Below are 19,305 nucleotides of genomic sequence, written 5' to 3'. Positions count from 1 at the left end.
GTTAGCCGAAAGATGAGGTCCTAACAGACGTGACGGTTGAGCTGGCGCACCCGTCGACCGAGCCGCTGGGATCACGCTCGCCCGCCGAACCGGCACATCCCCGGCGGTGGTTCATCTCGACGACACCCGGCCGAATCATGACGATCGGCATCGTGTTGGCGGCTCTCGGCGTGGCCAGCGCCTTCGCTACCTCCACCACCATCGAACACCGGCAGCAGGTGTTGACCGCGGTGCTCGACCACACCGAGCCGCTGTCGTTCGCGGCTGGACGGCTGTACACCACGCTGTCGGTGGCTGATGCCGCGGCCGCCACCGCGTTCATAGCCCAAGCCGAGCCGGGCGGCGTTCGGCTGCGCTACGAGCAGGCCATTACCGATGCCTCGGTAGCGGTAACCCGGGCCTCGAGCGGGCTCACCGACGAATCGTTGGTGCAATTGCTGGGCCGGATCAACGCCGAATTGGCCGTCTACACCGGCCTGGTCGAGATCGCCCGCGCCAACAACCGGGCGGGCAACCCGGTCGGGTCGTCATATCTGTCAGAGGCGTCGGGGCTGATGCAATCGACGATCCTGCCCGACGCGCAACGGCTCTACCAGGCGACATCAGCACGGGTAGATCGGGAAACCACCGCGTCGACCCAGATCCCGGCCCCGGTGATCCTGGTGGTCGCCACCACCGTGGTCTTCGGTGCGTTCGCACATCGCTGGCTGGCCCGGCGCACCAGGCGACGGATTAACCCCGGTCTTGTCGTGGGCGCGCTCGGTATTCTCGTCATGGTGGTGTGGGTGGGAACTGCGCTGACCATCTCTACAACGGCCAGCCGTAGCGCGAAAGATACCGCGGCTGAGTCACTCAAGACCATCACCAACCTGGCGATCACCGCCCAACAGGCACGGGCCGACGAGACACTGTCGCTGATCCGGCGCGGCGACGAAGAGGTCCGCAAGCAGGCCTTCTATCAGCGCATCGACGCCATGCAACGCCAGCTCAACGACTACATGGCCCGCCGCCACGCCGTCGACAAACCCGATCTGCAGGGCGCCGACCAGCTGTTGGTGCGCTGGCGGCAGGCCAACGACCGGATCAATTCCGACATCTCCGTCGGCAACTATCGGGCTGCCACTCAGGTGGCACTGGGTAAAGGCGAGGACGATGCTACCCCCGCATTCGACAAGCTCGACGAAGCACTGACCAAAGCCATGGGACAAAGCCGCACCCAACTGCGCCACGACATCCTCAATGCGCATCGCGGGCTGGCAGGCGCGCAGGTGGGCGGCGTGGTGCTCAGCTTAGGTGCCGCCATTGCCGTCGCGCTCGGCCTGTGGCCCCGGCTGAAAGAGTATCGGTGATGACGCGCCGGGCCCTCCTGGCGCGGGCGGCAGCCCCACTCGCGCCGCTGGCCTTGGCGATGGTGCTGGCCAGTTGCGGCCACTCGGAAACGCTGGGGGTGGAGGCGACGCCGACGCTGCCGCTGCCCACACCGGTCGGCATGGAGATCATGCCACCGCAACCCCCGCTGCCGCCGGACAGTTCGAGCCAGGACTGCGATCCCACCGCCAGCCTGCGCCCCTTTGCCACCAAGGCCGAGGCCGACGCCGCGGTGGCCGACATCCGCGCGCGCGGCAGGCTGATCGTCGGACTCGACATCGGCAGCAACCTGTTCAGCTTCCGCGACCCGATCACCGGCGAGATCACCGGCTTCGACGTTGACATCGCCGGCGAAGTGGCACGCGACATCTTCGGTGTCCCGTCACATGTCGAGTACCGGATCCTGTCGGCCGCGGAGCGGGTCACCGCGCTGCAGAAGTCGCAGGTCGACATCGTCGTCAAGACGATGTCGATCACCTGCGAGCGGCGCAAGCTGGTCAACTTCTCCACCGTCTACCTCGACGCCAACCAACGCATCCTCGCCCCGCGTGACTCGCCGATCACAAAGGTGTCCGACCTGTCGGGCAAGCGGGTCTGTGTGGCCAGGGGCACCACATCGTTGCGCCGTATCCGGGAGATCGCACCGCCTCCCGTCATTGTGTCGGTGGTGAACTGGGCGGACTGCTTGGTGGCCTTGCAGCAGCGCGAGATCGACGCTGTCAGCACCGACGACACCATCCTGGCCGGGCTGGTAGAGGAAGACCCCTACCTGCATATCGTCGGGCCCGACATGGCCGACCAGCCCTACGGCGTCGGGATCAACCTGGACAACACCGGATTGGTCCGGTTCGTCAACGGCACGCTCGAACGCATCCGCAATGACGGCACCTGGAACACGTTGTATCGCAAGTGGCTGACGGTGCTCGGCCCAGCCCCCGCCCCGCCCACGCCGAGGTATGTGGACTGATGGCCAAAGCGTCAGAGACCGAACGTTCGGGCCCCGGCACCCAACCGGCGGACGCCCAGACCGCGACGTCCGCGACGGTTCGACCCCTGAGCACCCAGGCGGTGTTCCGCCCCGATTTCGGCGATGAGGACAACTTCCCCCATCCGACGCTCGGCCCGGACACCGAGCCGCAAGACCGGATGGCCACCACCAGCCGGGTGCGCCCGCCGGTCAGACGGCTGGGCGGCGGCCTGGTGGAAATCCCGCGGGCGCCCGATATCGATCCGCTTGAGGCCCTGATGACCAACCCGGTGGTGCCGGAGTCCAAGCGGTTCTGCTGGAACTGTGGACGTCCCGTCGGCCGGTCCGACTCGGAGACCAAGGGAGCTTCAGAGGGCTGGTGTCCCTATTGCGGCAGCCCGTATTCGTTCCTGCCGCAGCTAAATCCCGGGGACATCGTCGCCGGCCAGTACGAGGTCAAAGGCTGCATCGCGCACGGCGGACTGGGCTGGATCTACCTCGCTCTCGACCGCAATGTCAACGGCCGTCCGGTGGTGCTCAAGGGCCTGGTGCATTCCGGTGATGCCGAAGCGCAGGCAATGGCGATGGCCGAACGCCAGTTCCTGGCCGAGGTGGTGCACCCGTCGATCGTGCAGATCTTCAACTTTGTCGAGCACACCGACAGGCACGGGGATCCGGTCGGCTACATCGTGATGGAATACGTCGGCGGGCAATCGCTCAAACGCAGCAAGGGTCAGAAACTGCCCGTCGCGGAGGCCATCGCCTACCTGCTGGAGATCCTGCCGGCGCTGAGCTACCTGCATTCCATCGGCTTGGTCTACAACGACCTGAAGCCGGAAAACATCATGCTGACCGAGGAACAGCTCAAGCTGATCGACCTGGGCGCGGTATCGCGGATCAACTCGTTCGGCTACCTCTACGGGACCCCAGGCTTCCAGGCGCCCGAGATCGTGCGGACCGGTCCGACGGTGGCCACCGACATCTACACCGTGGGACGCACGCTCGCGGCGCTCACGCTGGACCTGCCCACCCGCAATGGCCGTTATGTGGATGGGCTACCCGAAGACGACCCGGTGCTGAAAACCTACGACTCTTACGGCCGGTTGCTGCGCAGGGCCATCGACCCCGATCCGCGGCAACGGTTCACCACCGCCGAAGAGATGTCCGCGCAATTGACGGGCGTGTTGCGGGAGGTGGTCGCCCAGGACACCGGGGTGCCGCGGCCAGGGCTATCAACGATCTTCAGTCCCAGTCGGTCGACATTTGGAGTGGACCTGCTGGTGGCGCACACCGACGTGTATCTGGACGGGCAGGTGCACGCGGAGAAGCTGACCGCCAACGAGATCGTGACCGCGCTGTCGGTGCCGCTGGTCGATCCGACCGACGTCGCAGCTTCGGTCCTGCAGGCCACGGTGCTCTCCCAGCCGGTGCAGACCCTAGACTCGCTGCGCGCGGCCCGCCACGGTGCGCTGGACGCCGACGGCGTCGACTTCTCCGAGTCAGTGGAGCTGCCGCTAATGGAAGTCCGCGCGCTGCTGGATCTCGGCGATGTGGCCAAGGCCACCCGAAAACTCGACGATCTGGCCGAACGCGTTGGCTGGCGATGGCGATTGGTCTGGTACCGGGCCGTCGCCGAGCTGCTCACCGGCGACTATGACTCGGCCACCAAACATTTCACCGAGGTGCTGGATACCTTTCCCGGCGAGCTGGCGCCCAAGCTCGCCCTGGCCGCCACCGCCGAACTAGCCGGCAACACCGACGAACACAAGTTCTATCAGACGGTGTGGAGCACCAACGACGGCGTGATCTCGGCGGCTTTCGGACTGGCCAGAGCCCGGTCGGCCGAAGGTGATCGGGTCGGCGCCGTGCGCACGCTCGACGAGGTACCGCCCACTTCTCGGCATTTCACCACGGCACGGCTGACCAGCGCGGTGACTCTGTTGTCCGGCCGGTCAACGAGTGAAGTCACCGAGGAACAGATCCGCGACGCCGCCCGAAGAGTGGAGGCGCTGCCCCCGACCGAACCACGCGTGCTGCAGATCCGCGCCCTGGTGCTGGGTGGCGCGCTGGACTGGCTGAAGGACAACAAGGCCAGCACCAACCACATCCTCGGTTTCCCGTTCACCAGTCACGGGCTGCGGCTGGGTGTCGAGGCGTCACTGCGCAGCCTGGCCCGGGTAGCTCCCACTCAACGGCATCGCTACACGCTGGTGGACATGGCCAACAAGGTCCGGCCCACCAGCACGTTCTAAGCCGCCCGAGTGTGAATCGCACGACGCGACACGCCGGCGGGCTGTCGTATGATTCACGCTCGGCGTCCGCCCAGCACCCTCAGGCAATCGCGGGCGATGGCCAGTTCTTCATTCGTGGGAACCACCAGCACGGCGATCGGTGAATCGTCTGACGAAATCCGCCGGGCGCCGTGCCCCGGGCCCAGGTTGCGGTCTTGGTCGAGTGCGATACCTAGCCCCTGAAGGCCAGCCAACGCGTCCCGCCGCACCGCCGCATCGTTTTCGCCGATCCCGGCGGTAAAGCTCACCACATCGGTGTGGCCCAACACCGCCAGATAGGCACCAAGGTACTTGCGCAACCGGTGGATGAACACCTCATACGCCAATTGTGCTGACCTGTCCCCGGTTTCGATCACTAGTCGTAGACGGCGAAAATCCCGCTCCCCCGCCAACCCCAACATCCCGGACCGATGGTTGAGCATCGATTCGATGTCCTCGACACCCATCCTCGCGGTGCGCCACAAGTAGCTGATGACGCCCGGGTCCAGGTCGCCACTGCGGGTGCCCATCACCAAGCCCTCAAGCGGTGTCAGGCCCATCGACGTTTCCACCGGCCGGCCGCGGGCAATCGCCGAGGCGGAGGCACCGTTACCCAGATGCAGCACAATCTGATTCAAACCGTCGAGCGGGCGGCCCAGGAAGGCGGCGGCCCGCTCGCTGACGTATTGGTGTGAAGTGCCATGAAATCCGTAGCGGCGGATATGCCATCTGTCGGCGACGTCGCGGTCGATGGCATAGGTCGCGGCCGCCGGGGGCAAGTCATGGAAAAAGGCCGTATCGAACACCGCGACGTGCGCGACATTGGCCAGCAATCTGCGTGCCACCTTGATGCCCAGTACCGCCGGCGGGTTGTGCAACGGGGCCAGCGCCGACAGCTCCTCAAGCTTGCCGATCACCGTGTCATCCAGCAGCGTCGGCTGGTGAAACTCCGTGCCGCCGTGGACCACCCGGTGTCCGACCGCCACCAGCCCGCAGGTCTGCAGGTCAATTCCGTCCTCGGCCAACATCTTGAATGCGCGATGCAGCGCCTGGGCGTGATCGGCAACCGGGGATGACCGCTCGCCGATCCGCTCGACAATCCCGGCGGCACGTGACATGCCGGCGACCGGCTCGACGAGCTGGAACTTCAGCGACGACGAGCCGGAATTGATCACCAGCACGGTGCTACTCATGGACGCCCTGCGCCTGAATCGCCGTGATGGCCACGGTGTTGACTATGTCGTCGACCAGTGCACCCCGAGATAGGTCGTTCACCGGCTTGCGTAAGCCCTGCAGCACCGGGCCGATCGCGATCGCACCCGCAGAACGCTGCACCGCTTTGTAGGTGTTGTTGCCGGTATTGAGATCGGGGAAGATCAGCACCGTCGCGCGGCCGGCCACCGGCGAATCGCGCAACTTGGTGGCCGCGACCGACGGTTCCACTGCGGCGTCGTATTGAATGGGACCCTCGACCGGCAGCTGCGGCTCCCGAGCGCGCACCAACTCCGTTGCCGCTCTGACCTTGTCGACGTCGGCACCTTTCCCCGAGTCACCGGTGGAGTAGGACAGCATGGCCACCCGGGGCTCGATGCCGAACTGTGCGGCGGTGCGTGCCGAGCAGATGGCGATATCAGCGAGCTGCTCCACCGTCGGGTTCGGGATGATCGCGCAGTCGCCGTACGCCAGTACCCGATCCGGCAGACACATCAGGAAAATGCTGGACACGGTGGATATGCCCGGAACGGTCTTGATGATCTCCAGCGCCGGACGAACGGTGTGCGCCGTGGTGTGAGCAGCACCCGATACCATGCCGTCGGCATGACAGTTGTGCACCAGCATGGTGCCGAAATATGTGGCATCGTTCATGATTTCGCGGGCATGCTCCACGGTGATTCCCTTCGCCTTACGCAACTGCGCATACTGGTCGGCGAATTGATCGTGCAGTTCGCTTGCGCATGGCTCGATTACCGTGGCGCCGTCCAGGTCCACACCGAGTTCCGCTGCCCGCAGACGGACTTTGGCTTCATCGCCCAGGATGGTCAGGTCGACGATGCCGCGCTGAAGCAGGCGGCCCGCCGATTTGAGGATGCGATCGTCGTCCCCTTCGGGAAGGACGATGCGCATGAGGTCCGAACGGGCCTGCTGCAGCAGCCGATAAGTGAACATCTGTGGTGTAGTGACCGTAGGGATGGGAATGGTCAGCTGCGCCAATAGACCGGCGACGTCCACGTGGCGGTCCATCAGCTCCAACGCGGTGTCGATCTTGCGTTGCGACGTCGCCGTTACCAGCCCGCGGGCCGACGCGGCAGCGCTGGCGGTGTCGTAGGTGCCCAACGCGGTGGCGATGACAGGTAACCGCAATCGCAGGCCGGAAACCAGGGCGGCGATCGCCGGATGCAACTGGAACCCGCCATTGAGGACGATGCATGACAATGACGGAAACCCTTCGGCCGCATGGGCGCTAGCGACGGCCAACACCACGTCCGAGCGGTCGCCGGGAGTAATCACCGCCATGCCATCGGTCAGCCGCTCCAACACATGGTCGGCGGTCATACCCGCGGCCAGCACGCCCATCACCTCACGTTCGCGCAGCGCAACATCACCGCTTACCACCGCCCCGTTCACAGCCTGCGTTAACTCGGCAACGGTCGGCGCCGACAGCAGTGGTTCCTCGGGCACTACATAGCTAGGCGGGGTGAACCTGCGCAGCGCGTCGGTCACGGCCGGTATCGCGGACAGCTCGCACCGGTTCGCCACTACCGCCGCGGTATGAGCGCGCTGGGTGTCCAGCTCGGCCAAGCAGACCTCGACGACGCTGGCGACCTGATCGGGGGTGCGGTCCTTCGCCCGAACCGTCAACAACACTGGCGCGCCGAGGTTCACCGCGATCCGGCCGTTGACCGAGAGCTCGGTGGGGCTGGTGACGTCGGTGTAGTCACTGCCGACGACCACCACCGCGTCACACTCGTCGGCCATTGCGTGATACGAATCGACAATTTCGGCGATCGCGTCGTCGCGGTCAGCATGCAGCTGCTGGTAGGTCACGCCAACACACCGCTCATAGGGCAGGCCCGCACTGGTGTGCGCGAGCAGTAGTTCCAGGATGTAGTCCCGCTCCGCAGAGAGCCGCGTAATCGGCCGGAACACACCGACTTTGGCGACCATCGCGGTCAGTCGGTGCAAAAGCCCCAGTGCAATCGTCGACTTACCCGTCTGCGATTCTGGTGCGGCGAGGTAGATCGCCGAGGAGTCAGCCAAGTCGCCGCAACCTGGGTGCCAGGTCCGACTGGAAGAGCTCCAGAAACCGGCGCTGGTCATGTCCTGGTGCGTGAAATACCAGGTGGTTCAGGCCCCATGTCACGTATTGACCTACCTTTTCGACGGCTTCGTCGGGGTCCGACGCCACGATCCAGCGCTTGGCGATCTGTTCGATTGGCAGCGCATCGGCGGCCTTCTCCATCTCGATCGGGTCGTCGATGCTGTGCTTCTGCTCAGCTGTCAACGACAGCGGCGCCCAAAACCGGGTGTTGTTCAATGCCAGCTCCGGGTCGGGGTCGTAGGAGATCTTGATTTCGATCATCTTGTCGATGCCGTCGACGGATCGGTCAGCGGCAGCGGCGCCTTCTCGTACCGCCGGCATCAGCTTCTCGGTGTAGAGCTCCTCGCCCTTGCCGGACGTACAGATGAAGCCGTCACCGGCGCGGCCGGCGTACTTGGCCACCGCCGGGCCGCCGGCGGCGATGTAGACGGGCACGCCCCCGTCGGGCACGTCGTAGATCGAGGCACCCTTGAGCCGGTAATAGTCGCCGTCAAAGTCGACGCGGTCACCGCTCCACAGCTGCCGCATTAGCCCCACCGATTCACGCAGCCGGGCGAACCGCTCCTTGAACTCCGGCCAGGCGCCCTCGTATCCGGTGGCGATTTCGTTCAGCGCCTCACCGGTGCCCACGCCAAGGAAAACACGGTTCGGGTACAGGCATCCCATGGTGGCGAAAGCCTGAGCGATGACGGCGGGGTTGTAGCGGAAGGTGGGGGTCAGCACCGAAGTGCCCAGCAGCAGCCGGTTGGTACGTTCGCCGACAGCGGTCATCCAGGACAGCGAGAACGGGGCATGGCCGCCCTGGTGGCGCCAAGGCTGAAAATGGTCGCTGACGGTCGCGCTGTCCATGCCGTGGGCTTCGGCGGCGACGGCTAGTTCGACGAGCTCGCGCGGTGCGAATTGTTCGGCCGATGCTTTGTAACCTAGCTTCAGTTCAGCCACCAGTTCTTTCTACTCCTATGCCATAAACGCGACCCGCCACGCCCGGCTTCGCCGCGCTCGCGATCGCTCCATATCCCATGGTCGCGACCCGCGGCACCCGGCTTGCCGCGCTCGCGCTCGCTCCTAGACTCGCGGGCATGGCGGAGCTTGTTCAGATCACCGACAAGGTTCACCTCGCTCGCGGCCACGCGGTCAACTGGGTGCTAGTCACCGACGACACCGGCGTGCTGCTGATCGACGCCGGCTATCCCGGCGACCGTGCGGAGGTGCTGGCCTCGCTGAACAAACTGGGCTACACACCGGGTGACGTGCGCGCCATCGTGCTCACCCACGCGCACATCGACCACCTGGGCTCGGCAATCTGGTTTGCTCGTGAGCACAGCACGCCGGTGTACTGCCACGCCGAGGAGGTAGGTCACGCCAAGCGGGAATACCGGGAGAATGCCTCGGTTTTCGATGTTGCGCTGCGCAGCTGGCGGCCCCGTGTGGCGGTCTGGGGTATTCACTTGCTTCGCCGCGGCGGCCTGACCGGCGACGGCATTCCGACCGCCCAGCCGCTGACCGCCGAAGCGGCCGCCGGGCTGCCGGGTCAACCGATGGCGATTTTCACCCCGGGACACACCAGCGGTCACTGCTCGTATGTCGTCGACGGTGTGCTGGCCAGCGGCGATGCGCTGATCACTGGTCATCCGATGTTGCGTCACCGCGGGCCACAGCTACTGCCCGCGGTGTTCAGCCACAGCCAGCAGAACAGTATCCGCAGCCTGGCTGCGCTGGCTTTGCTAGAGACCAACATCCTGGCACCTGGTCACGGCGAGCTGTGGCACGGGCCGATTCGCAAAGCTACCGATGAGGCCCTCGAACGAGCCCAGAAATCCAATCATGTATTTCGGTAGCTATTGCCTCACTCGAGGTGCTCATCATTCCGAAATGATCCCCGGGTACTTCGGCTACAGAATAGGCCGCCTCTGCAGCAGCAGTTCGCCACCGGTTGATTCGTTCTTCGCGTAAATTTTCGACGGTAGCTATTCGGTCCTTCGCCACGATGTTAAGAACCGGAGCCATTGATCTACCTGGTTCCCAGGCCTGAAAGATTGCAGCATAGGTGGCTGCCGCGGTGAGTCGGGTGGCAGTTAACCGATTCAACATTCTGGCCACTCGAATTACTTCACGGGAAAGGCCCTTCCCAGTATCGTTGGGGCTGAACCCTTCATTCATTGAAGGATTGGCGATCTGACTAGGCAGATATGTATCGATGAGTGCGACTCCGAGGGGATTCCGCTGGTGCTTGACCGACAGATGGGAGCAGAGGGCATAGGCCAACACCCCACCCGATGAATAGCCCGACAGCACAAAACGGCAGCTGCCGCCTACCACATCAATAATTGCGTTAGATACGGTTTCAACAATCATATCCGCGTTTTGCGGCAGTGCATCAGACGAATCGAACCCGGGAAGCGTAAGCGAATAAACCGAATGGCGGCCTGTCATCGCATTCGCAATATCTCGATATTCACGCTGATCCGATAGCACAGTTAGAGTTGGGATACAAATTACAACCACATCGGAGATACCATCTGCCAGCAGTGCGACGTTCTTCGATACGTTGTTCCGAACCGGTGAGCTCATGCGCTCGCGCGTATTCGACGCCAGGGCGACCATCTTCCAACCATCGGCATCCCGACCCGCATCGCAAGCTTGTAGAAAAAGATCGGTGAGCGCATCGATTCGCTCCGCCGGGTTTGCCGCTGCGGCGGCGGAGCTGCCGTGACCGTCTATTTGGGTGATCAGATACTGGGCTAGTTCGGTCGGGGTGGGGTGATCGAAGATCGCGGTGGCCGGCAGCGTTACTGCGGTGACGGCTGTTAAGCGGTTACGTAGCTCCACGGCACTCAAGGAATTAAATCCCGAATCGGCAAACGCCTGGCCAGCGTCGAGTCCGGCAGCGCCGTCGCGCCCCAGCACCGCTGCGGCATGCTCACATACCACCTCGATCGCTGCGGCGAGTTGCTCGTCGGCCGACCGACCGGCCAGCCGGGCGGCAAACCCGGAGGACGCCAAGAGTTCAGCACCACCATCGCTAGCCCCGATCTGGCCGGCGGCGGTGGGGTCGCTGACCGATGGGGCTGGTGCGAGCCAGAACTTTTGATGCTGGAAGGCATACGTCGGCAACTCCACCCGCTTGGGCCGGTACCCGGAAAACACCGAGGCCCAATCCAGGCCCATCCCCGAGACGAAGCCCTGGGCCGCCGCCGTCATCACACTGACCGGTTCGGGCCGATCTTTGCGCAGCGTGGGCACCGACACGATCTGCGCGTCGGCCAGCGATGCCTCGATCAACGACGTCAAGCCGCCACCGGGCCCGACTTCGATGAAACGACTGGCACCGGCGCAGTGGGCACTACGAACACTGTCGCCAAACCGCACCACCGCCCGGATATGCCGGGCCCAGTAATCAGCTGAGGCGAAGTCGTCGGCCACCAACTGCCCGGTCACATTGGAAATGACCGGGATCGTGGGCAAGCCCACAGACAGTTCGGCCGCAACGGCTGTGAACTCAGCGATCATCGGCTCCATCAACGCCGAGTGAAAGGCATGCGAGACCGCCAACCGGTGGACCCGACGGCCCTGGCCGCGCAGCCGATCAGCGATCGCGCTCACCGCATCGTGGGCACCAGAGATCACCACCGAAGCCGGACCATTGACCGCCGCGATGCTCACATCGTGCCCCAGCATCGGCGCTACCTCGTCTTCACGGGCCTGCACCGCAAACATGGCGCCGCCGGCGGGCAACGCCTGCATCAACCGTCCACGCGCGGCCACCAGCATCGCCGCATCCGGCAAACACAGCGCCCCGGCGACGTGCGCCGCGGCCAACTCGCCCACCGAATGACCCAGCACCAAACCCGGCCGCACCCCCCACGACATGAGCAGCCGATACAGCGCCACCTCCACCGCAAACAGCGCCGGCTGGGCGAATTCGGTGGTATTCAACAGATCTTGGTCGTGCCCCCAGATCACATCGCGCAGCGGATACCGCAGGTGCCGGTCCAACTCGTCCACCACAGCATCGAGGGCCTCGGCGAAAACCGGGTAGGCAGCATAAAGCTCGCTACCCATACCCAGCCACTGCGAGCCCTGACCGGCAAACACAAAAGCCGTCTTGCCCGCCGGCTTGCCAACACCGCAGACCACCCCAGCCTCCGGCCGACCAGCAACCACCCCAGCCAACCCAGCCAGCAACTCATCGCGAGTCTGGCCGACCACCACCGCCCGATGATCAAACACCGACCGCGTGCTCACCAACGAATACCCCACATCAACAACATCAAGCGCCGGCCGAGCCCGCACATACCGCCCCAACCGACCCGCCTGAGCAGCCAACGCCGAAGCCGTCTTCCCCGAAATCACCCACGCCACCACCCCACCACCGGAACCGCCAACATCCGCGCGGCCCGAAACCGTGTCCGCCCCAACCGAACCAGCTTCCTCGACAATCACATGCGCATTGGTGCCGCCAAAGCCGAACGATGACACCCCAGCCCGGCGCGGCCGACCCGCCACCACCGGCCACTCCTGAAGTTCGTCTACAACTCTCAGGCCCAATTCCGTGAATGGGATAGCTGGATTTGGCTCCGTAAACCCCCCGCTCGGAAGCAGCGAGCCACGCTCAACCATCAACACCGCCTTGATCAATCCGGCGATGCCAGCCGCACCTTCCAGATGGCCGATATTCGGCTTGATGCTCCCGATCATCAGGGGCCCAGATCCCGGTCTCTTGCGACCAAAGACCATGCCTAAGGCGTGCGCCTCGATCCTATCCCCTAACGACGTTCCGGTCCCGTGGGCCTCGACGTAGCCGATTTCCAGCGGATCGACGCGAGCGCTCTTGCATGCATTTTCAAGAACACCAATTTGCGCACTAGGATTTGGCGCCATAATACCGTTGGACTTACCGTCCTGATTGACCGCTGAACCCGTCAGAATCGCTAATATCCGCCGGCCCTCAAGGCGTGCATCACTGAGGCGCTGCAGCACGATAACTCCGCATCCCTCACCGCGTACCATCCCGTCGGCGGATTTATCGAACGCGTGACAGCAGCCTGTCTGCGACAAGATGCCCGCTTCCCTAAACCCACCCCATGGTTCTGGTGAAATAAGAACATTCGTCCCACCGACAAGTGCGATATCGCAGTCCCAGGTACTGAGACTTCGACAGGCTAGATGCACGGCGACCAGGGATGACGAGCATGCCGTGTCAATGACAATGGACGGACCCTGAATATCGAGAAAGTATGAGATTCTATTGGCAATAATACTCGAAGAACCGCCGGTGTTATCCCAAATAGTAGACTTTTGCTGAGCGCTAGCTGACACAAGCCGGACGTAGTCAGTTGACGACACCCCAACGAATACGCCCGTACGTGAAAGTCTTAATGACTCAGGAATAATTCCTGCATGCTCTAACGCTTCCCAAGAGACCTCCAGTAACAACCGTTGTTGCGGATCCATTCGCAGAGCCTCGTCCGGCGGGATATCAAAAAATCTATTATCGAAACCCGCGACATCCTTTAAAAAGCCTCCGGACTCCGCGAAAGTTCCAGCATTCGTGAACCCACGATCTGGATACGCTGTTATCGCACACTTCTTCTCGGTCAGAAAGTCCCATAGCCGTTCCGGGCCGTCAATATCTCCCGGAAATCGACAGCCCACTCCGATGACCGCAACCGGCTCGTTTATGCTGCCCCGACCCTGCGTGTTCCTGTCGGCGTGTCCATGACTCTCTCTTAACGAGTCAGCACTACGCTGGTTCAACAGACTATCAATCAAATCATTAGCGCTAGGATTATCCCAAACGGCCAAATCGGGAATACAAAACCCAAATCTGTCACCGAGGTCGCCGGGAATCGCTAAGACATCAATCGATTTCAAACCTAAATCTCTAATCGGAACGTCTAGGCTGACCTCATTTGGATGACACTCGATATGCGTGGACAAGTACTCTCGAAACCATTTTTGAAGCTTATCCGCAGTGACCGAACCGTCTGTCATGGGAACGTTGCTACTCGTTGCAACTTATTTGCTCCGTACTGCTTTGCGCATGCCGCCCGGCTAATCTTTCCGCTGGTGGTCTTCGGTAGCGCCCCGGGCGGTACCAGAAGAAAATCTGTTACATGCAGGCCATGTAATTTCGACAACGCCGATACGACCAGCCTTTTGATCGTCGAGAAATCCATAATAGTCACTTTATCGGGCCCATGCTCAGTCCTTACCTCGGCCGCAATGACCAAATGCTCCACCCCGTCGTCGGATACTGAAAATGCCGCGACCCGGCCACCGGTAAACTCCTTGACCGTAGTTTCGATATCATCGGGATAATGGTTTACACCGTCTTGGATAATGAGATCTTTCATACGGCCGACGATGTAGAACTCATCTCCTACTATGAATCCCAAGTCTCCCGTGCGAAGCCACGGCGACCTTGGCGTTCCCGCAGAGGCCTCCCGGATGCTGGCCTGGAACTTATCTCGATTGAGCGCGTCGTCTGCATTGTGATATCCGGTAGACACATTCTTACCGTGAATCCAAATCTCGCCGATACGTCCCGGTCCGAGCTCGATATTCGAGTCCGGATCGACAATCCGAAGCAACGGTTCCTTGTCGTCGCTGTGGTAGCGTATTAAACGCGTTGCACGCTCAGTTTCGAAAGTACTTAGCTCCGCGTGGCCTCGAGCCAAGCTATCAGCATCGAACTCGGTTGACGTTGGAGGTGATCCCGCCTTCGTCGTCGCCAGGTAAACCACCGCTTCAGCCATCCCGTATGATGGCTTGACCGCTGCGGGCATCAAATTGTAGGGACGGAACCGGCGGAGGAATTTGGTTATTGTATTTGGCTGTACCTGCTCCGCGCCGTTGATTATTGTATTTACGTGGCCTAAATCCAGCCCCGCCATGTCCTCTTCGGAAGTTTTAGCGACGGCCAAATCGAATGCGAAGTTCGGCGCGGCCGAAAATGGCGCCTGGTGTTTAGCAAGCAGTTGCATCCATCTGGCAGGCTTACGGATAAATGCCTCTGGGCTCGTCAGGATAACCGGACATCCGACAAACAACGGAATAAAGAGGCCAACCATTAAACCCATGTCATGGTAAAGCGGCAACCACGAAACGACCGAGCTGGGCAACCTCGGCGCGCCGCCCTCATGGCGAAAATAGTTACGGATAATTTGGTCGACATTTTCCGTAACGTTACGCATGGATAAAACCACACCACGGGGGTTGGCCGTTGAACCCGAAGTATACTGCAAATACGAACTCCAGTCTGATAGTTGAGAATCGAGATCACAGTTATCTCCGGATGGCTCGTCCAATGTATCCAACGCTATGACCGGCGTAGTTACAGACGCCCCATGTGTAGCTATCGTGGCCCTGACCCGCGTTTCGGCTTGCGACGTCGTCAGCACGACGTCGGCGGCACAGTCGAGTACAGCCAGTCCAGTCCGCTTATCGCGTAGGCTGCCCAGCGGTTCTGGTAACGGAACCGGCGTCCATCCGGCGCACAGTGCTCCTAGAAATCCTGCAACATAGTCCAGACCTTGCGGAGCTGATATCGCTGCGGTCCTTCGTCGGTCAGCATGCCGGCCATAACTTATTAGATACGCAGACACGGCGGTGACGCGAGAATATAATTGACTCCACGTCATTCGGTCAATTTGGTCGCCGGTTTTTGTGTCGTAATCCATGAACACAAAGGCTTCGTCGCTTGGAGTCGTGGTCGCACGGTCGCGCAACGTGGATATAACAGACATTGGGAGTGGCGATCCCTTACCCGGTAACGATCCTGGCCACCAGGCCGCCGAGCTGTCTGGGCATCGAATTTCCCGTCGGGCCGCTCATGTTTCCACTCCTCCGGTTCAACTGATCCGCTTCGACCACAGGCTGGTCGAAGCGGCTCTGGATCGATGACTATAGATGACCGAGCGGCAGCCTGTACGATTAACCGAAATTTTTTGACCTCGCCGTAAACGATGTAAACGGAGTGTACAAAACTGCCCCAACGAGTGGCGTCTCCCCGGTAGGGTTCGTCCTCACGCGGCGGCTTGTTGAAGCGATGGAATCAGGAAGGTAAATGTTCGGCGTTGCCAAACGCTTCTGGATCCCGATGGTGATAGTCATCGTTGTGGCTGTCGCGGCCGTGACGGTCTCGCGGCTGCACTCGGTGTTTGGCTCACATCAACATGCGCCCGACACCGGCAACCTCGACCCGATCATCGCGTTTTACCCGAAGCATGTTCTCTACGAGGTCTTCGGCCCGCCAGGGACGGTCGCCAGCATCAATTACCTGGATGCCGATGCCCAGCCGCATGAGGTCGTCAATGCCGCGGTCCCGTGGTCATTTACCATCGTGACCACCTTGACCGCCGTAGTCGCCAACGTGGTTGCCCGCGGTGACGGTGCAAGCCTGGGCTGTCGCATCACTGTCAACGAGGTGATCCGCGAGGAGCGCATTGTGAATGCTTACCACGCGCACACCAGTTGCCTGGTGAAATCCGCGTGAGGAGCCAACGTCTAGCCGGGCACCTGTCGGCCGCCGCCCGGACGATCCATGCGTTGTCGCTACCCATCATTCTGTTCTGGGTGGCGCTGACTATTGTGGTGAACGTCGTTGCGCCGCAGCTACAGTCGGTCGCTAGGACACATTCGGTGGCGTTAGGCCCCCACGATGCTCCGTCACTGATCGCCATGAAGCGCATCGGCAAGGACTTTCAGCAATTCGATTCTGACACCACTGCAATGGTGCTGCTGGAGGGCCAAGAGAAGCTGGGTGATGAGGCGCACCGCTTCTATGACGTGCTAGTGACCAAGCTGTCACAAGACACCACCCACGTCCAACACATTGAGAACTTCTGGGGCGATCCGCTGACCGCGGCGGGATCGCAGAGCGCTGACGGCAAGGCAGCATATGTCCAGCTGAACCTCACTGGTGATCAGGGCGGCTCGCAGGCCAACGAGTCTGTCGCCGCCGTGCAACGCATCGTGGACAGCGTGCCACCGCCGCCGGGGATCAAGGCTTACGTGACAGGCCCGGGTCCACTCGGCGCCGATCGAGTTGTATACGGCGACCGCAGCCTTCACACGATTACCGGCATCAGCATTGCGGTGATCGCGATCATGTTGTTCATCGCCTACCGCTCGCTTTCTGCTGCTCTGATCATGCTGCTGACGGTCGGGCTCGAGCTGCTGGCGGTCCGCGGCATCATCTCCACTTTTGCCGTCAACGACCTCATGGGCCTGTCTACATTCACTGTCAACGTGTTGGTGGCGCTCACGATCGCGGCTTCGACGGACTACATCATCTTTCTCGTCGGACGCTATCAAGAGGCACGTGCGACTGGCCAGAACCGAGAAGCCGCTTACTACACCATGTTTGGTGGGACGGCACACGTGGTCCTGGCATCTGGCCTCACCGTCGCCGGCGCCATGTACTGCCTCGGCTTTACCCGGCTACCCTACTTCAATACCCTCGCATCGCCATGCGCGATCGGTTTGGTCACGGTGATGTTGGCGTCTCTGACGCTGGCGCCCGCGATCATCGCCGTTGCCAGCCGATTCGGGCTATTCGACCCCAAACGAGCGACAACGAAACGGCGTTGGCGCCGGATCGGCACGGTCGTCGTGCGATGGCCCGGCCCCGTCTTGGCCGCCACCCTGCTGATAGCGCTGATCGGACTGCTCGCCTTGCCGAAATACCAGACCAACTACAACGAGCGCTACTACATCCCCAGCGCGGCGCCATCCAACATCGGTTACCTCGCATCAGACCGTCACTTTCCGCAAGCCCGCATGGAACCGGAGGTCCTGATGGTCGAGGCCGATCACGACCTGCGTAACCCGACCGACATGCTCATCCTGGACAGGATCGCCAAAACCGTCTTCCATACGCCGGGGATCGCGCGGGTGCAAAGCATTACCAGACCGTTGGGGGCTCCGATCGACCACTCGTCGATCCCGTTTCAGCTCGGCATGCAAAGCACGATGACCATCGAAAACCTGCAGAACCTCAAGGACCGCGTGGCTGATCTATCCACCCTTACCGATCAACTGCAACGCATGATCGACATCACCCAGCGAACCCAGGAGCTGACGCGACAGCTAACCGATGCCACCCATGATATGAACGCTCATACCAGGCAGATGCGAGACAACGCCAACGAACTACGCGATCGAATCGCCGATTTCGACGACTTCTGGCGCCCCCTCAGAAGTTTCACGTACTGGGAGCGCCACTGCTTCGACATTCCCATCTGCTGGTCGATGCGCTCCTTGTTGAACAGCATGGATAACGTCGACAAGCTCACCGAGGACCTTGCCAACCTCACCGACGACACCGAACGCATGGACACCACACAGCGGCAACTACTCGCCCAACTGGACCCCACGATCGCCACCATGCAAACCGTCAAAGACCTTGCCCAAACACTGACCAGCGCGTTCTCCGGACTGGTCACTCAAATGGAAGACATGACCCGCAACGCCACCGTCATGGGTCGAACATTCGACGCCGCCAACAACGACGACTCGTTCTACCTTCCACCGGAGGCCTTCCAAAACCCCGACTTCCAGCGGGGTCTGAAACTCTTCCTATCCCCCGATGGCACCTGCGCTCGATTCGTCATCACCCATCGGGGTGATCCCGCGAGCGCTGAAGGCATCTCACACATCGACCCCATCATGCAGGCCGCCGACGAAGCCGTGAAAGGAACCCCGCTACAGGCTGCCAGCATCTATCTGGCGGGCACCTCATCCACCTACAAAGACATCCACGAGGGCACCCTGTATGACGTCATGATCGCCGTCGTGGCGTCGCTTTGCCTGATCTTCATCATCATGCTCGGCATCACCAGAAGCGTGGTCGCATCCGCCGTCATCGTCGGCACGGTCGCCCTTTCGCTGGGCTCAGCCTTCGGATTGTCGGTCCTCATCTGGCAGCACATCCTGCATATGCCACTGCACTGGCTCGTGCTGCCCATGGCCATCATTGTCATGTTGGCCGTCGGATCCGACTACAACCTGCTCTTGATAGCCCGATTCCAAGAAGAAATCGGGGCCGGCCTCAAAACCGGCATGATCCGAGCCATGGCCGGCACCGGCCGAGTGGTCACCATCGCCGGACTGGTGTTTGCCTTCACCATGGGCTCGATGGTGGCCAGCGATCTACGCGTCGTCGGCCAAATCGGCACCACGATCATGATCGGATTGCTGTTCGACACCCTCGTTGTCCGGTCTTACATGACGCCTGCGCTGGCAACTCTGCTCGGCCGCTGGTTCTGGTGGCCACGTCGGGTGGATCGGCTAGCCCGACAACCCCAGGTGCTCGGGCCTCGTCGCACCACTGCGCTCAGTGCGGAACGCGCAGCGCTGCTGCAGTAGCGGCACGGCCC

The 19,305-nt window shown here is 62.0% G+C and carries 11 protein-coding genes; 6 read left to right on the top strand and 5 right to left on the bottom strand.

Features of this window, described 5'->3' with window-relative positions; all coding sequences use genetic code 11:
- The first annotated feature begins 29 nt into the window (after positions 1–29).
- From Rv0412c to pknG, 3 genes are read left to right on the top strand one after another with little or no spacing between them, the layout of a single operon-like run.
- Positions 30–1,349, top strand: coding sequence for a membrane protein (locus tag Rv0412c; protein NP_214926.1), 1,320 nt, complete (start codon positions 30–32; stop codon positions 1,347–1,349).
- A complete protein-coding gene (gene glnH, locus Rv0411c; RefSeq protein ID NP_214925.1) occupies positions 1,349–2,335 on the top strand; it encodes a glutamine-binding lipoprotein GlnH in 987 nt (328 codons plus the stop codon). The genes Rv0412c and glnH overlap by 1 nt, the downstream gene beginning before the upstream one ends.
- Positions 2,335–4,587 carry a serine/threonine-protein kinase PknG gene (gene pknG / locus Rv0410c; RefSeq protein NP_214924.1) on the top strand — a complete coding sequence of 751 codons (2,253 nt, stop codon included), beginning with the start codon at positions 2,335–2,337 and terminating at the stop codon, positions 4,585–4,587. Before glnH ends, pknG begins: the two co-directional genes overlap by 1 nt.
- 53 nt (positions 4,588–4,640) lie before the next feature.
- Here the strand turns inward: pknG and ackA are convergent, their stop codons facing one another.
- The 3 genes from ackA to fgd1 are packed head-to-tail and all read right to left on the bottom strand — an operon-like array spanning position 4,641 to position 8,866.
- Positions 4,641–5,798: an acetate kinase gene (ackA, locus tag Rv0409; RefSeq protein ID NP_214923.1), complete on the bottom strand. Its 1,158-nt coding sequence runs from the start codon at positions 5,796–5,798 to the stop codon at positions 4,641–4,643.
- Positions 5,791–7,863 (bottom strand): phosphate acetyltransferase, encoded by a 2,073-nt coding sequence (gene pta, locus Rv0408; protein NP_214922.1) that lies wholly within the window; start codon positions 7,861–7,863, stop codon positions 5,791–5,793. Before pta ends, ackA begins: the two co-directional genes overlap by 8 nt.
- Positions 7,856–8,866, bottom strand: coding sequence for a F420-dependent glucose-6-phosphate dehydrogenase (gene fgd1 / locus Rv0407; protein ID NP_214921.1), 1,011 nt, complete (start codon positions 8,864–8,866; stop codon positions 7,856–7,858). Before fgd1 ends, pta begins: the two co-directional genes overlap by 8 nt.
- Before the next feature lie 77 nt (positions 8,867–8,943).
- Between fgd1 and Rv0406c the strand changes: the two genes are divergently transcribed.
- Positions 8,944–9,762 carry a beta lactamase-like protein gene (locus tag Rv0406c; protein ID NP_214920.1) on the top strand — a complete coding sequence of 273 codons (819 nt, stop codon included), beginning with the start codon at positions 8,944–8,946 and terminating at the stop codon, positions 9,760–9,762.
- Here the strand turns inward: Rv0406c and pks6 are convergent.
- Positions 9,710–13,918 (bottom strand): membrane bound polyketide synthase, encoded by a 4,209-nt coding sequence (gene pks6 / locus Rv0405; protein NP_214919.1) that lies wholly within the window; start codon positions 13,916–13,918, stop codon positions 9,710–9,712. The genes Rv0406c and pks6 overlap by 53 nt on opposite strands.
- Positions 13,915–15,672, bottom strand: coding sequence for a long-chain-fatty-acid--AMP ligase FadD30 (gene fadD30, locus Rv0404; RefSeq protein NP_214918.1), 1,758 nt, complete (start codon positions 15,670–15,672; stop codon positions 13,915–13,917). Before fadD30 ends, pks6 begins: the two co-directional genes overlap by 4 nt.
- A 320-nt stretch (positions 15,673–15,992) precedes the next feature.
- On the opposite strand from fadD30, the gene mmpS1 reads away from it, so the two are divergent.
- The gene (mmpS1, locus tag Rv0403c) at positions 15,993–16,421 is read left to right on the top strand and encodes a membrane protein MmpS1 (RefSeq protein NP_214917.1); all 429 of its coding nucleotides are present in this window, start codon (positions 15,993–15,995) and stop codon (positions 16,419–16,421) included.
- Complete coding sequence (gene mmpL1 / locus Rv0402c; RefSeq protein NP_214916.1) at positions 16,418–19,294, top strand: transmembrane transport protein MmpL1; 2,877 nt, start codon at positions 16,418–16,420, stop codon at positions 19,292–19,294. The genes mmpS1 and mmpL1 overlap by 4 nt, the downstream gene beginning before the upstream one ends.
- Positions 19,295–19,305: the final 11 nt, after the last annotated feature.

It is taken from the genome of Mycobacterium tuberculosis H37Rv (genome assembly GCF_000195955.2).
GTDB classification, from domain to species: Bacteria; Actinomycetota; Actinomycetes; order Mycobacteriales; family Mycobacteriaceae; genus Mycobacterium; species Mycobacterium tuberculosis.
This window is presented reverse-complemented; position numbering and strand designations above follow the sequence as displayed.

Excerpts from the sequence above, each read along its gene's own strand:
- glnH (NP_214925.1), top strand. The coding sequence starts at position 1,349 with ATGACGCGCCGGGCCCTCCTGGCGCGGGCGGCAGCCCCACTCGCGCCG.
- pknG (NP_214924.1), top strand. The coding sequence starts at position 2,335 with ATGGCCAAAGCGTCAGAGACCGAACGTTCGGGCCCCGGCACCCAACCG.
- ackA (NP_214923.1), bottom strand. The coding sequence starts at position 5,798 with ATGAGTAGCACCGTGCTGGTGATCAATTCCGGCTCGTCGTCGCTGAAG.
- Rv0406c (NP_214920.1), top strand. The coding sequence starts at position 8,944 with ATGGTCGCGACCCGCGGCACCCGGCTTGCCGCGCTCGCGCTCGCTCCT.
- pks6 (NP_214919.1), bottom strand. The coding sequence starts at position 13,918 with ATGACAGACGGTTCGGTCACTGCGGATAAGCTTCAAAAATGGTTTCGA.
- fadD30 (NP_214918.1), bottom strand. The coding sequence starts at position 15,672 with ATGTCTGTTATATCCACGTTGCGCGACCGTGCGACCACGACTCCAAGC.
- mmpS1 (NP_214917.1), top strand. The coding sequence starts at position 15,993 with ATGTTCGGCGTTGCCAAACGCTTCTGGATCCCGATGGTGATAGTCATC.